Annotated in this window: 11 protein-coding genes and 1 pseudogene; 6 read left to right on the forward strand and 6 right to left on the reverse strand. The window is 60.2% G+C overall.

Going from position 1 to position 14,473, the window contains the following annotated elements; all coding sequences use genetic code 11:
- Positions 1 to 439: 439 nt before the first annotated feature.
- Both WBP07_RS23295 and WBP07_RS23300 read left to right on the forward strand, forming a co-directional pair.
- On the forward strand, positions 440 to 1,363 hold the full coding sequence (locus WBP07_RS23295) for a sulfotransferase family protein (RefSeq protein ID WP_395397462.1): 924 nt from the start codon (positions 440 to 442) through the stop codon (positions 1,361 to 1,363).
- Positions 1,364 to 1,406: 43 nt separating this feature from the next.
- Complete coding sequence (locus tag WBP07_RS23300; protein ID WP_395397463.1) at positions 1,407 to 2,705, forward strand: polysaccharide pyruvyl transferase family protein; 1,299 nt, start codon at positions 1,407 to 1,409, stop codon at positions 2,703 to 2,705.
- A gap of 291 nt (positions 2,706 to 2,996) precedes the next feature.
- Here the strand turns inward: WBP07_RS23300 and WBP07_RS23305 are convergent, their stop codons facing one another.
- Entirely contained in the window at positions 2,997 to 4,007 is a 1,011-nt protein-coding gene (locus tag WBP07_RS23305) for a bile acid:sodium symporter family protein (protein ID WP_395397464.1), read from the reverse strand.
- Between the two features lie 97 nt (positions 4,008 to 4,104).
- On the opposite strand from WBP07_RS23305, the gene WBP07_RS23310 reads away from it, so the two are divergent.
- Positions 4,105 to 4,959 carry a LysR substrate-binding domain-containing protein gene (locus tag WBP07_RS23310; protein ID WP_395397465.1) on the forward strand — a complete coding sequence of 285 codons (855 nt, stop codon included), beginning with the start codon at positions 4,105 to 4,107 and terminating at the stop codon, positions 4,957 to 4,959.
- A gap of 76 nt (positions 4,960 to 5,035) precedes the next feature.
- On the opposite strand, the gene WBP07_RS23315 is transcribed toward WBP07_RS23310, so the two are convergent.
- Positions 5,036 to 6,037: a LacI family DNA-binding transcriptional regulator gene (locus WBP07_RS23315; RefSeq protein WP_395397466.1), complete on the reverse strand. Its 1,002-nt coding sequence runs from the start codon at positions 6,035 to 6,037 to the stop codon at positions 5,036 to 5,038.
- Between the two features lie 385 nt (positions 6,038 to 6,422).
- Between WBP07_RS23315 and WBP07_RS23320 the strand changes: the two genes are divergently transcribed.
- A complete protein-coding gene (locus WBP07_RS23320; protein ID WP_395397467.1) occupies positions 6,423 to 7,730 on the forward strand; it encodes a sugar MFS transporter in 1,308 nt (435 codons plus the stop codon).
- Between the two features lie 69 nt (positions 7,731 to 7,799).
- Here the strand turns inward: WBP07_RS23320 and WBP07_RS23325 are convergent, their stop codons facing one another.
- Together WBP07_RS23325 and WBP07_RS23330 are read right to left on the reverse strand one after the other, a co-directional pair.
- Positions 7,800 to 9,122: an amidohydrolase family protein gene (locus tag WBP07_RS23325; RefSeq protein ID WP_395397468.1), complete on the reverse strand. Its 1,323-nt coding sequence runs from the start codon at positions 9,120 to 9,122 to the stop codon at positions 7,800 to 7,802.
- Between the two features lie 171 nt (positions 9,123 to 9,293).
- On the reverse strand, positions 9,294 to 10,352 hold the full coding sequence (locus tag WBP07_RS23330; RefSeq protein WP_395397469.1) for a DUF2252 family protein: 1,059 nt from the start codon (positions 10,350 to 10,352) through the stop codon (positions 9,294 to 9,296).
- 377 nt (positions 10,353 to 10,729) lie between these two features.
- On the opposite strand from WBP07_RS23330, the gene WBP07_RS23335 reads away from it, so the two are divergent.
- Positions 10,730 to 11,239 carry a hypothetical protein gene (locus WBP07_RS23335; RefSeq protein WP_395397470.1) on the forward strand — a complete coding sequence of 170 codons (510 nt, stop codon included), beginning with the start codon at positions 10,730 to 10,732 and terminating at the stop codon, positions 11,237 to 11,239.
- A 182-nt stretch (positions 11,240 to 11,421) separates the two neighbouring features.
- On the opposite strand, the gene WBP07_RS23340 is transcribed toward WBP07_RS23335, so the two are convergent.
- Together WBP07_RS23340 and fdxA are read right to left on the reverse strand one after the other, a co-directional pair.
- A complete protein-coding gene (locus WBP07_RS23340) occupies positions 11,422 to 11,655 on the reverse strand; it encodes a hypothetical protein (RefSeq protein WP_395397471.1) in 234 nt (77 codons plus the stop codon).
- 309 nt (positions 11,656 to 11,964) lie between these two features.
- Positions 11,965 to 12,303 (reverse strand): annotated as a pseudogene (fdxA, locus tag WBP07_RS23345) (ferredoxin FdxA); the annotation flags it as partial.
- Positions 12,304 to 12,784: 481 nt separating this feature from the next.
- Between fdxA and WBP07_RS23350 the strand changes: the two are divergent.
- Positions 12,785 to 14,458, forward strand: a complete 1,674-nt coding sequence (locus WBP07_RS23350) for a YadA-like family protein (RefSeq protein WP_395397472.1) — start codon at positions 12,785 to 12,787, stop codon at positions 14,456 to 14,458.
- The last annotated feature ends 15 nt before the right edge of the window (positions 14,459 to 14,473 follow it).

Consider the following 14,473-nt stretch of genomic DNA (forward strand, 5'->3'; position numbering starts at 1 on the left):
ACTGCCTGTCGTTGGCCCGACCCGAAATGACTGGCCCGGAAGACTGGCCCGAAATGACTGGCCTTCAGCGAAACGGGCGTGCTGCGGGACGCGCCCCGTTATGTCGCAAATAGCTCATAGGGAGGCCTCTCTATGTGATCTTATATACGCCTTGCGGATGCAGAATTTTTAACAAACGGATCGGGTCTAAGCCAAAAGAGCCTTTCATGTCTGGGGCGCCCTACAGCTATGCTTGGCTGACGTAGTTTGGGAGCTGGTGTGAAGCGCCATTCAGTTATCTTTGTTAGAAACATCCGCCGCCTACAGCGGAAAAAGGCATGACCGCTTCCATAGTGCTGGGAGCGTCAGCAGATGATGTTCGAGCATCAAGCACAAAGCCTCTGGTTGAAACCCTGAGAGCCGTGCCGGCCGAAGCCAACTCCACAAACCCGAACCGCATTTGCGCGGTATCATCAAGGTGCGCCGCTCCCGGTACCAGCGCATCAACCGGAGGCGGCAGAATCCAATGAAATTCGATAACATCGACTTTATCATTATCGGGGCCGCGAAATCGGCAACCACCTGGCTTCAGACCCAGCTTCAGTCGGACCCTGCAGTCTATATGCCTGATCCGGAGCTGCACTATTTCTCCCGGGAGTACGGCCGCGGAGAAGATTGGTATCTGTCGCAGTTCAGCGAGGATGGAGCCGGCAGACTCGTTGGCGAGAAATCCAATTCCTACCTCTACGTACCCGAAGCGCCGGGCCGCCTTCACCGCCACTTGCCCCATGCAAAGCTGATCGTTCAGCTGCGTAACCCCGTGGAGCGGGCGTATTCCAACTACTGCATGCTGTTCAGGCGCGGCGAGGTCGGTGGGGACATAGCGAACTACATCGATCCCTCCTTGGGCGAGAACATGCGGTTCCTGGTCGCCGGCAATTTCGCATCGCACCTGCAGTCCTATATCGACCTCTTCGGGCGCGAGGCACTTCTCATCCTGTTTTTCGAGGGCGTCCTGGACGACCCGGAAACGCAGATGTCACGGGTCCGTGCCCACCTGGGCCTGCCACTGCGGCCTCTGGCTCCCAGCGGACAGGAGAAAGTGAAAGACAAGACGGCGCCCGTCGTGCCCGCCGGATTGAGCAAGCATCTGTCCTGGATGAAACCGATCGCCCGTCCCTTGCGCGGGACCACCGCGTTCCAGACCATTCGCAAGTTGGTTGCGCGCGAGACTCGGTACCCGCCACTGACGGACGAGCTACGGAAGCGCCTCAATGATTATTACGCTCCTTCAATTGACGTATTAGAGCAGATGAGTGGTCAGTCGCTCAGCCGCTGGTACGAACCCTCTGCGGCTTCCGAAGTAAAAATCGGGCCATTATGACGCTCAAAAAAACGGCAATTCCTCATGTTTAAGGTGCGATGACATGAAGACGTTCATCATTACCGGCATACAGATGCGAAACAAAGGCTCTCAAGCCATGTTTCTTTCGCTTAGCTATTCCTTGAAGTCGATTTACGGCGAATGCGAGGTGATAGGCTTCGCGAACAAATACGACTCCCCGGAGCAGTATACGTTTACGCTATTGCCGTATGACGATTTCACCCGTCCGGTTTTGAAGAACGGCCTATACAAATTGCCGTTTCTGGCATCTGCATTGACCCACGTCGTTGGCCGTTTGAGAAAAAGCGACAAGTGGCGCAACAAGATTACGGAAATGAGGAAGGCGCTGCAAAGAGCGGATGCTATTCTTGATGCGAGTGGATACACGCTGGGTTCCGGGTGGCCGAAGCAGAGCGGAAGGGTGCTATTGGATACGATAGCGATTGCTCGGCGATTCAATAAAAAGATAATCCTGATGCCGCAGAGCTTCGGCCCGTTCGACTGGGGAGAGAAAGATGACGCTGCCTTCTCAGATGAAGTAAGGAAAGCGCTGACCTACCCCCTGATAATATACGCGCGCGAGACGGAAGGGTATAAATGCCTCACCTCTCTTGGCCTGAGCAACGTCGAATTATCGGCCGACATGGTGATTAGAGAAAAGATTTTCCCTCGCCCCAGCCAAATCAGTGTCAATTACAGGCGTGACGAGGAAAATTATCCAACACAAAACTCCGTTGGCTTCATTATAAATAAGAACGTGTTCAGGATTGGCGATCCTTCCGTGGTTATCGATCTTTACGCGAAAATTCTCCAGAAACTGATCGATAATGGCGAGAAGGTTTACGTCCTAACCACATCCACCGCTGACACGGATCTTGTTCTGCAAGTGCTGGGCAAAGTGAAAAATGGCCAGGAGGTGCGTGTAATTTCCGGAGAATTCTCAAGCCCTGAGCTTATGGAAATTATCGCACGCTTCAAATACGTCGTCGCATCGCGCTATCACTCGGTGGTGTTCGCTTACCGAAATGGTGTTCCCGCCGTCATCCTCGGGTGGGCCAGCAAATACACCGACCTTGCGGCCCTTTTCCATCAGCAGGATTACGTCTTCGATATAAGAAATCCAAATTCCGAAAGAATTATGGTGGCGCTGGAAAAAATGAGCGCGAATTACGAGGACGAGGCGGAACTTATAAAGGAAAGCCTGGCGAGCGTCCAAGCCACGTCTGTAGTGCTGCAAGCCACGAGCGCTCTGGAGGATCAAGGTTTGCCCGCAACGATTACCACGCATCACCAGGTCATATCCGCGCGCGGTAACGGGCAGGCCAGTGCAATGACCGTGTAAAGCGCCCGCCCGTCCAGATTGATTGGAGTGCGGACGCTTGAGCGGGGCGAAGGACGACATCGTCCGGCGCAAACTGCCCCTCGACGCGAACGTTCACTTCAGGCCCGTAGCGCTCAAGTTCCCATGCATAGAGGCCGCCCGGGGCCGTCATCCGCAGGTTGATACAGCGATGAGCTGCCAGGCCCTGAGGGGATTGGGCCGATCCTGACCGCCATCCTATCTCGCGCAACCTGCTCGCCAAGCCGAAGCTCGGCATCGAAACGGTCGGCGCGGCGATCCGGATTTGCCCCCTTACAGGGCTACGGCGGGGCGAGGCGATACCGTCAGCGTGCCGCGCCGGGCGTAGCGGCGTGCCAGCGTGGCGCAAACGAACAACTGCGCTTGATGAAACAGCATCAGCGGCAGCACGATCAGCCCGATGGCATGGCCGGGGAACAGGATTGCCGCCATCGGGATGCCGCCCGCCATGCTCTTCTTCGATCCGCAGAACACGATCGCGATCTCGTCCTCCTTCGAGAAGGCAAGCGCACGACTGGCCCAAGTGGTAACCACGATCACCAGTGCCAGCACGGCCAGGTTGATCAGTAGGACAACGGCGATGCTTTCGGGGGAGAGCTGGTGCCAGATCCCGGCGACCATGCCCGCGCTGAACGCAGCATAGACCACCACCAGCACGGATCCGCGATCGACGATCGAGGTAAGCAGCGCGTGACGGGTCAGCCATTCGCCGATCCACGGCCGCAGCACCTGGCCGATGATGAACGGCAGCAGGATCTGCAGTGCGATATCCTCCAGCGCTTTCAGCGAAAAGCCGCCACTCGCCGCGGGCAGCAGCTGCGAGACCAGGATGGGCGTCAGGAACACGCCAAGCATGTTGGAGAGAGAGGCGCTGCACAGGGCGCCGGGCACGTTGCCGCGCGCGATCGAGGTGAAGGCGATGGAGGACTGCACCGTCGATGGCAGAAGGCAGAGAAACAGCAGTCCGGTGACGATATCGTTGGGCAAATGGCCGCGCAGTATCAGCGCCATGACAATGCCGATGATGGGAAACAGGACATAGGTGCTGGCGAAGATCAGCGATTGCAGGCGCCAGTGCGACAACCCGGCCCAGATCGCCTCCGGCTTCAACCGGGCGCCGTAGAGCAGGAACAGCAAGGCCACGGCCAGGTTCACCGCCAGATCGACGACTCCGGTCGCCGATCCCGTTGCGGGCAACAGCGCAGCCAGCGCGACGGTGCCGATCAACAACAGCAGGTACGGGTCGACGCGAAGGCGGGAATGGATCGTCGAAAGGAATGCCATGGGTCGCCTCTTCAATGGAGAAGATGCATCTGCGCCCGATGACGGCGATCGACAATCCCGATAGCCATGATAACTATTATCATGAATAATGATCTCCATGACGGTTCAGACCCTGATCCCGGTAGATCTGCTTCAGGCCTTCGTGGCCGTGGTCGATGCCCATAGCTTTACCCGCGCCGCCCGGGTGCTTGGCCTGCGCCAATCGACGATCAGCCAGCAGATCGGGCGGCTGGAAACGCTGGTGGGTCGCCGGCTGATTGATCGCGATACGCATCGCATGGCGCTGACGCCGGCGGGCGAACGCCTGCTGGATCAGGCGCGCGCGATCATCGATTCGCATGTCCGGCTGAGCCAGAGCCTTTCGGAAGCGCCTTTGCGCGGGCGGCTCCGCCTGGGCGCGTCGGAGGATTTCGTGCTTTCCGCTTTGCCCGATGTACTGGCAACTTTTGCGCGGCGGCACCCCGAGGTCGATCTTGAACTGAGCGGGGGGCTGAGCCACGACCTCTATGATGCATTCGATGCCGGCCGGCTGGACGTCATCTTCGTAAAGCGCCGGGCGGGCGACCGGCGCGGTACCACCGCGTGGCATGAACCGATCCGCTGGATCGGCCATCCGGACTTCCACGTCGATCCGGATGCACCGCTTCCACTAGTGCTTTATCCGTCGCCGAGTGTAACCCGCGCGAAGGCTTTGGAAACGCTCGATCGCTGCGATCGATCGTGGCGTGTCGCCTTCACCAGCACAAGCCTTGCGGGGCTTAGCGCCGCGGCGCGTGCCGGTATTGGCATCATGCCGCATTCCGAACGGCTCATGCCGAAGGGGCTTTCGGTGATCAACGCTGGCCCCGCCCTTCCAAGGTTACCGGATGTCGAGTTCGTCGTGATCGGGCCGGGCGCGGGCAATCCGGCGGCCGATGGGTTGATTGCAGCGATGCTCCAATGGGCCGCATGAAGCCATCGAGCGCCTCCCGTTCTGACGCAGCCCCTCGGTAGACCAAGCCGATCGTCCCTCGCCGTGAGTTTTGCGTTCAGCTGCCGGCCATGTGCGGTGCAGGTCCGGTGCTTTCGCGCCGTACCAGTTCGAACCGGAAGACCGGCGCCTCGTCCGGTTCGGCTACCAATGCATCGACCAGGGCCCGGCCCATTTCCTCCAGCGGTTGCCGTACGGTCGTCAGTGGCGGCCATGTCGTGGCACTCGCCCAGGTATCGTCGAAACCGACGATCGAGAGATCTTGCGGCACCTTCAGTCCATGCCGATGGGCATAAGTCATGGCGCCCAGCGCCATGGCATCGTTGGTGGCAAAAATGGCGGTCGGCGGCGCCTCGCTGCCAAGCAGTTCCTCGGCCGCCTGCAAGCCCGAGGGGAAGTCGAAACGACCCGATACAAAGGCGACTTCGAGGGCAGAGCCGCTGGCAGCGGCCAATCCATCGCGGAACCCCTCCACGCGGGCCAGTGCCGCCCGGTGATCCGCGGGCGGCGTGATCACGCCGATCCGGCGGTGCCCCAGCTCGATCAGGTGATCGGCAATCATCCGACCCGCAGCACGCTCCGGAGTCGGAATGTTGAAGCTTTCGGTGACGATCGAGCCGGCGAGGCGCGCGCACGACAGATCGAGTTCCGAAAGCCTTTGCAACAGCGCCTTGTCGTCCGAAAGCGGCGGCGCCAGGAACACGCCGTCCGGCCGCAGCGTCGCGACAAGGCGTTCGAGAATCTCGAAGCGCTCCTCTCCGCACAGCGGCATCGGCTCGACCACGAGGTGATAGCCCAGTTCACGGCAGCGGTTCGCGGCACCGATCTGGAGAGCCGCCGTATAGCCCGGCGTCGGGTTGTTATAGAGGAAGGCCAGCATGAACGAACGGCCGCCAGCCAGGCGCCGGGCCGACTGGTTGGGGCGATAGCCGAGTTGTTCGATAGCCGCGCTCACCCGGCTGCGCAGGTCTTCGCTGACGTTTGGAGCCTTGTTGACAACGCGGGACACGGTCTTGATGGAAACGCCGGCAGCGGCGGCGACGTCACGGATACTGGCCATGGCGCACCTCTGCCATAGAAGCCCGCCAAAGAGAATGCTTCGCGCGCTTTTCCTCCGCCTCGCACCGCTCTCGAAAGCAGCGTCAGCTTTTCAACGACGGGCTTGATCCTTTTTCCAACCCGCGCTAAGTGAGCAGGACAACGTTGTCACCTCCTCCAAAAACCGACAGCGTTGGCACCCGGGTGCAGACCAAGCGGTCATCCGACCACGAAGTCTGCACCCGGATGATAAACGATAAAAAACGATGTGGGAGAAGACGCAGTGCTCACGGCAAGCACAGCCTGATCGGGCGATCCTATCGCCTGCGATGCGGACCTATCCGCCATTCCCATATGAACCTGAAACGCGCATCCCATGCGCCCGGCAGCGACAGGTCGAGCCCCTCATGGCCCTTACTTCAGCTATCCCCAACCCCCAGTCGAACGAAGAAGTGCCCGGCGGTTACGTCGATGCGCCCGAACTGCGCTATTTCGTCATGGCGCTGTTCTTCATTTTCGGCGGCATCACCAGCCTGAACGACGTCATCATCCCGAAGCTCAAGGAACTGTTCACGCTGAGCTACACGCAGGCGATGCTGGTGCAGTTCTGCTTCTTCACGGCCTATGCGGTGATCGGCATTCCCGGCGCCATGCTGGTGCGCAAAGTCGGCTACATGCGCGGGGCCGTTGCCGGTCTTGCGATCATGATCGTGGGCTGCCTGGCCTTCATTCCGGCGTCCCAAACCGCGACGTACTGGCTGTTCCTTGCCGCCTACTTCGTGCTGGCCGCCGGCGTGGTCATCGTGCAGGTCGTCGCCAACCCGCTGATCAGCCTGCTGGGCAAGCCGGAAACGACCAGTTCGCGCCTCACCTTCGCGCAGGCGTTCAACTCGCTGGGGACGACGATCTTTCCGATTGCAGGCTCGGTGCTGATCCTTGGCAGCCTGGCAAAAGTGTCCGCGCATGAACTGACCGGCACCGCGCTCGATGCCTATCGCCGGGCGGAAAGCCAGGCGATCGTGCATGGCTACCTGGGCATCGCGGTCGCCCTGGCTCTGGTCGCCCTTGCCGTCTGGACCTTCCGCAATCGCCTGCCCCCTGAACAGCATGGCGACCAAAGCGGCTTTGCGGGCTTCGACCTGCTGAAGCGTCCGCGTTTCTCCTATGGCGCGCTTTGCATCTTCCTCTACGTCGGCGCAGAGGTTTCCATCGGCTCGCTGATCGTCAGCTATCTCATGCAGCCCCATGTCATGGCCTTGCCCGAACAGTCCGCCGGCAAGCTGATCGGCCTGTACTGGGGCGGTGCGATGGTCGGCCGGTTCGTGGGCTCTGCGGTTCTGCGCGTGCTCAACCCGGCGCTCGCGCTGACCTTCAATGCGGTCATGGCGATCGCCCTGCTGGGCCTGTCGGTAACGAGCGTGGGGGCCCTTTCGGGTTACGCGCTGCTCGCAGTCGGCCTGATGAATTCAATCATGTTCCCAACGATCTTCAGCCTCGCCTGCGAGAAGCTGGGCGCGCGGGCGGCCGATGGATCGGGCATCATCAACGTGGCGATCTGCGGCGGTGCTTTGGTTCCGCTGGCCACCGGCGCTCTGGCCGATGTCACCGGCGGCAACCTCGGCATTGCGCTGCTGCTTCCCGCGCTTTGCTATGCCGTCATCGCCGGGTTCGGCATCGTCGCCCGGCGCCCCGCACCGCTGCAATCCTGGGCCTGACAAACGAAATCCGGTCGTCCGAAATCCGGTCGTCGCGCCCAGCGACGACCGGATTTTTCGGCATCTCCGTCAGATCTGCGGTTTGCCTGCCGACTTGACGATGGCGCCGCCCTTCATGACGAAGCCAACGTTCTCCAGCACTTTGACGTCGCTGAGCGGATCGCCATCCACCGCGATGACATCGGCGTAACGACCGACCTGAAGCGTACCGACATCCGCACTGCCAAGGAGATCGGCGGCATTGCCGGTAGCAGTCTTGATCGCATCCATCGGCGTCATTCCGGCAGCCACCAGAAGCGCGAATTCCTGCGCATTCTCGCCGTGCTGCGAAAGCCCGAAGGTATCCGTTCCGAACGCGATCTTCACGCCGGCCGCATAGGCATCGTGCAGGTTCCGGCGCAGCAGCGGCGCAATGGTAAGCGCCTTTTCGGCGGTCGACGGGTTCAACTGCTCGGGATGTTCCTTGGCCCGCTGGTAAACCCGCTCACCCACGAGCATCGTCGGAACGAGATAGGTTCCGTGCTGCTTGAACAGCTTGTAGCTGGCGGCATCGGCGTACGAGCCGTGCTCGATCGAATCGACGCCCAGTTCGATGGTGTGATCGATGGCTTCCTTGCCATGCGCGTGCGCCGCCACTTTCATGCCCAGCGAATGCGCGGTGTCGATGACGGCCTTGATCTCGTCGTCAGTCATCAATTGATGGCGGGGGTCGTCGCCGATGGACATGACCCCGCCGGAGGGCATGATCTTGATGAAGTCCACCCCTTCCCGCTTCAGGCGGCGCACCGCTAGGCGCGCAGCATCGGGGCTGTCGATCACATTGTCGCTGATATGCGGAATATCGGCGAATTCGGGACGCAGACCGTTGACGGCATCGCCATGCCCCCCGGTCGGCCCAAGCGGCGTTCCCGCCACCCACATGCGCGGGCCCGGCACGACGCCGTCGTCGATAGACTTCTTGAGCGCGACGACGACTTGCGTATCCGCACCGCAATCGCGAACCGACGTGAACCCGGCAAGAAGCGTGTTGCGCGTGAACACCGTCGCCTCGATGGCGTCCTGATAATTGGTGCGGGTCACGCTGTTGCGGATCGGATCCCCGGCATGCCAGCCTGCGGTAATATGATCATGCGTGTCGATCAGGCCCGGCAGCACCGTCTTGCTCGACAGATCGACCACTTCCGCGCCTGCCGGCGTCACGAAGCCAGGCTCGATCGCGGTGATGCGCTGGTCGGTGATGAGGATCGAGACGTTCTGGCGCGGGCCCGCTCCAGTGCCGTCGATGAAGCGTCCGGCGTGGATCACGATATCGCGCGCACTGGCCCCGCCGATCGATGCCGCCACCGCCAGCACGCTGCAGGCGATCCTTACCGCGTTCTTGGAAAATCTCATTATCCATTCCCCCTGGAATATCTTTGTAAATCAGCGTCGCTCGCCTGACGCCTTCCGTCAATGGTCCATCCCGATTCACCCATGCAGGGTGTAGCGAATTATCGATAAGACCGGATTTGCGCGCGCGATCCTGCGCGATGCATGTCCCTGCCCGAGTTGCCGGATCCGATATCAAACATACGCCCGCTGCTCCTGCTCTACCCAGCTCGCCGCCTTCTCTGCCGCGGCCTTGAGCCACCCCCGACCGCGACGCCCGAGATCTTCGCGCACCGCATTGAGTCGGCCAGGATCCGTGCCGTGACAGTTGGCCACCTCCTTCCCCATAAGCTTCACCATTCTGGATGAAAGGAGGGTTTCGGAAGCATCCTTGGCTTCGATCTTCCGGCTGTTCGGAGAAAGGCGCCGAACGACCACGCCATCCAGAACGGCATAGTGCGGGTCACGTGCACGAAACGGGCCATCGGCAATCACGCCAGCAAGTATCGCATCCGCCGCGGGATCGTGTGCGCGGCACCATGACGACTGGAGCACGGCCTTTGCTTCTCGCAGCACGGGACCACCTTGCCAACTGGCGTTCGCCACGAAGCGCGGCTTTCCCAGGCTGCCTGTTCCGGATGATCGCGCGAACCGCCGAAGATGGCCGACATCTTTCGGCAAGGCTTGACCGAGTGCGTGGGCGAAGCGAACAGGAATTGGCTCATCATCCCGGTCGAACTTGCCCCAGAAGTCGGCGCGCTCGCTTTCCGACAGAACAAGCGCCGATCGAAGCCAGGCATAGTCTTTCTCGAGTACGACGGGCTTTGGTTCGTCCAGTCCGTCGATATACCCTTCGACCAAGGCGTCGCAAAGCTCGGAGGCACCCACCTCGGCGGGGCGCGCAAGCAGGGCGCTGGCTCCCAGTCGCACCAGATCAAGCGCGTAGGGCATGTTGGCCGCTTCGTCGAAGTCATTGGCACCCCAAACGAGCCGCCCTTCGGCATCCCGCCACGTTCCGAAGTTCTCAAGATGAGTGTCACCTATGGCCAGGACGGTGGGCGCATCTGCCAGTTCCGGACAAACCTCAAGAATCCCCTCCGCCCAACGCCAATACGTTGCGCGCAGAAAAGGAAACGGGCCTTTGCGCATCTTGCGATGCTTCTCGTCGAGATCGCTTTCGACGATTTCGTCGCCCAACTTGTCTCGCATCCAGCTTTCGAACTGATTGAGTGAAACCGCAATCGATGCTGTCATCTCCGTACTCCGGCCCAAGGCATCCTCGGCGGTCACACTAAGGCGAGGCACCGCGTGGGAAAAGGCAAAGACTCCGCCACCCCGGCCAAGAACCTGTTGCAATGGAGCGGCATCGGTAGACATCTCAGATCCCATCCAAGGCCTCCAGCGACTGCCAAAACACGCAGCGTCTGAGCCGCGCGCCGGATGCACTCGCCCTGCCCCGGAACGCGGCGCCCTGGGAGCGCCAATTTTCCCGACCGCCTGCTATCTGGCCCCGCGAATAAGCCACCCGCCGACCAAGCCCATCAGGAATGTCGCGGCTTTAGCCGAGACCAGTCGTTTCGAACGCGCCAACAACATTGCAGACAGACCGAGAGCATCTAATAGTCATGGGCATGACGAAATCGACCGGTACACGCTTTGTATCCTCAATCATTCTCGTATTGGCCGCTATCCCTACATTGTACCTCTTCGGCCTTGGCTTGAACCGCACCATCGCGCCAGTCGCAGACCCGCAGGAATCTGGGAACCTGCTTATTCAACTTGAAGCAGCCGACTTCCAGGAGACCGTCGGCATTTGGCCGATCGTTTCCACGGTCAGCTATCCGAACGCAGGACCTATCAGAGGACAAATTCGCAACCGGGCGGGGGGCAAACGCAGCGCAGACTATAAAATCACGATTTCCTCACAGGCAGGCGTAACAACGGAAACCCGATGCCATCAAGATTATCCTGATACCTGCTACTTCAATGCGGACCTCGGCCAGACTGACCTGACGAAAGGTATTCTAATCACGGTCACCGATGCCCATGATGGCCACGCACTCGCTCCTCCCCGGTTCGTCAATTTCGCGCGGAGGTCGACATATTCCTTCGCTCTATGGGACGGACTCATGGGTATTTGAAACGCATTGCGCGGAGGACGCTACATCCGCTTCCCCCAAAATAGGCGCCCTGTGGCGCTCTTCTCGGCTCTTCGAAAGCGGCGGCTCGTTGTCCCAACCACACCTGAACCGTTTGCCGCTTTGGATGCCTCGGTTCGAGGTTTGCTATTACCAGAATGTTGGGGGAAGCGGACGCAGGTGAACTAACCGAAGAGCTGAACAAAATTGTCGGTCTCTTCATCAGAAGCCTGCCAAGCCTCGCCTCTAACTTCCGCCATCGCGATCAAACCGAGAACAGCGACAGGGCCATCGGCTGCGAAAGAGTTTTCCGCGCGCTCCGCGAACATTAGGCCGCCTTCTGACCGCACCGAATACCCCCTCGACAAGATCGCCAGATAGGCTGGAGTCATCGTGTTCGCGGCGTCAACGAGGCGCATGTAGGTTTGCTCCGGTAGAATATTGCCAACGTATCAGCAGTAATCATGAAAATCTGCAACGTTGGCGTCTCCGGAACGGTAGCTCTCCGATAAAATTTCCAAAAGCTGCCCTTCAGTTGAACGAACGACGGCTCCTGGCGCTCGATCTAGTCGCCTTCAATGCCGGAAAAGTCGGGGGAAGCGGTCGGTTCAACAAATATCGTGCTATCTCCAAAATCTCCGGATCATCCGCATCATTTTGGCTAAAGTGGTTTCACTATCGCACCGATTACACGCACTGGACCGAGCAGGTCTGACTGGCGATGCGATATCCCCTGCACCGGGTTCAGGCGAAAAGTGGCGCTCAAACTTTCCAGACACGGACTGAAAATGATCTGCATCGGGGGGAGTTTGGCCTCCATCGAAGGTCACATTCGGCCACAAGGTCGAGTATTTTGCGTTGAGTTCAAGCCATGGTTCGGCGCGCGGTTCGGTGTCAAAAACGATTGCGTCGACAGGGCATGCCTCAATGCAACACCCGCAATCGACACATTCGAGGGGATTGATGACGAGCATGTTCTCGCCCTCGTAGAACGCGTCGACAGGGCACACTTCGACGCAATCCATATACTTGCACCTGATGCATGCGTCAGTGATCACCCCAGCCATGCGTTCCCTAACCCTGCTGTCAAACGACGATATAGCCACAAAAAGAAAACGTCGGCAAAGTCGGCGTCTCCGAACAGGTAGCTTTGCGGTTAAAATCTGACAAAGCCGCCATTTGACTGAACGAACGACCTCTCCCGACACCTCGATCTGGACCTCTCCAAAGTGGGAAGGGTCGAGGAAATCTGTCGTGACATGCACCTGATTATATAGTGTGATCGCTTCCAGCTTTTTCTTCTTTGGGCGGAGGCAGCGGCTATCCACGCCAACTCGTCGCTCTCAAAAGTTGATAGAGGCGTGCCTTGGCCTTTAAGGAAGATCGCTTCAGAGCCCTCCAGAAATATGTAACGTCAATTACGAGCATCCGCATTACGTGCAACTGACTAATTTTAAGAATTCTTAAAAATTTCTAGGTGTGATGCCGGAATTGATTTTCCGATCAACCTCAATACAGCACGTCCCTATTCTGGCGGGGGAATGCTGAATGCTTAAGCAATTCATGACATCCGGTGCGGCTGCTGGCCTTTCGCTCACCATGTGGCTCATTCCAGGTGAAGCCGACGCGCAGTCCGTTTGCGCGGTAAGCGCAACCGGCAGCATACCGGTCTCTGGATCCGGTTCAGCAGCTGCGAACCAGCATGACGTTGTCTGCGGCATCTCGTCGGTGGCGCAAGGCGCGGCTACCGGGACATCGGGCGGCGCCAGCGCGTTTGGCTTCGGCGCTTTCGCACTTGGCGACAGTTCCACTTCCATCGGCAGCTTTTCCGGTGCATCCACGCCGGCGGCCGGGGTGACGTCCATCGGGGCCAATGCGAACGCAACAGGCGCCGCCGCGGGGATCTACAGTACGGCAATCGGGGCAAGCACCAATCCGAATACGGCGGTTGTCCAATCCAGCGGCGCTTACAGCATCGCCATCGGCGGCGGCGATGAAGTGGGAGCGCAACCGGCGCGTTCTCTCGGAAACCTGAGCGTCGCCATCGGCGGCAGCACCGTGGCCTTCAGCGACGCCAGCACCGTGGTCGGCTCCAGCAGCAGCGTGACCGGGACGAGCGCAAGCTCCTTTGGCGCGGGCAATACCGTGAACGGCGCGAATTCCGGTGTTTTCGGCGCCGCCAACACAGTGACGGGCACGAATTCGGGCGCCTTCGGGACTGGTAACACAGTCAACGGCAACAGCAGTTTCGCGTTCGGCGATCCGAACGTCGTCAACGGCGACGGCTCGTTCGTGACCGGCAACAACAACAGCGTGAATGCACCGAACACCGCCGGGAATGGCGACAACGTCAACGTGCTCGGCTCGGGCAACACTCTTGCTTCGACGGATGCCGCTTCCGGCTCTGCGGTCGTCGGCAATGGCAATACGGTAAACGCGGCAAACGTGGTTGCGGTGGGCAATGGCTCGACCGTGACAGGAGCCGGCGGCATATCGATCGGCGGCGGGAACACCGTGACGCAGGCCGGTGCCGTGGCGATCGGCAACGGCGTTACCACAACCCGCGCCCAACAGATCGCGGTCGGCAATTCCAGCAACACTTATACCCTCGCCGGAATCAGTTCGGCGGACAGCCTGGCGGCCCAAAGCGGGGCCGTGCAGTTCGTGACCTCGGATGCGTCCGGAAATCTGGGGACCTCCAGCATTTCCGTTGCGGAAATTGCCGGACTCGGCACGCAAGTGACCTCGCTCGACGGACGGGTTGGAACCGTGGAGACCAACGTCGCCGGGCTAGGCACGCAGGTGACCTCGCTCGACGGGCGGGTTGGAACCGTGGAAAACAACGTCACTGGACTTACCACGGAAGTGGCTACGCTCGACAACCGGGTCGGGGCGCTGGGAACGCAAGTTACCGGCCTGTCCAACAAGGTGACCGCGCTGGACGGCCGGGTCGGCGCCGTGGAAAGCGACGTTGCACAGCTTCATAAGGAAGTGCGCCGCGGTTACGAAGGTAGCGCCATGGCCATGGCGATGGCCGGGGCGTTCTTGCCGGATGGCAAGTCTTTCGCGGTTTCCGGCGGCTGGGGTACCTACCGCGGCGAAAGCGCGTTTTCCGCCACGGGCGTCGGCCGGATCAGCAACAACGTCTACGCGCAGGGCGGCATCGGCTTTGGCGAAAGAGGCGGTGTCGGCGGCCGGGCCGGCATGACGTTCGCCTGGTAAAGCCGCAGGAAGTAA

The organism is Novosphingobium oxfordense (assembly GCF_044029435.1).
Taxonomy (GTDB): Bacteria; Pseudomonadota; Alphaproteobacteria; order Sphingomonadales; family Sphingomonadaceae; genus Novosphingobium.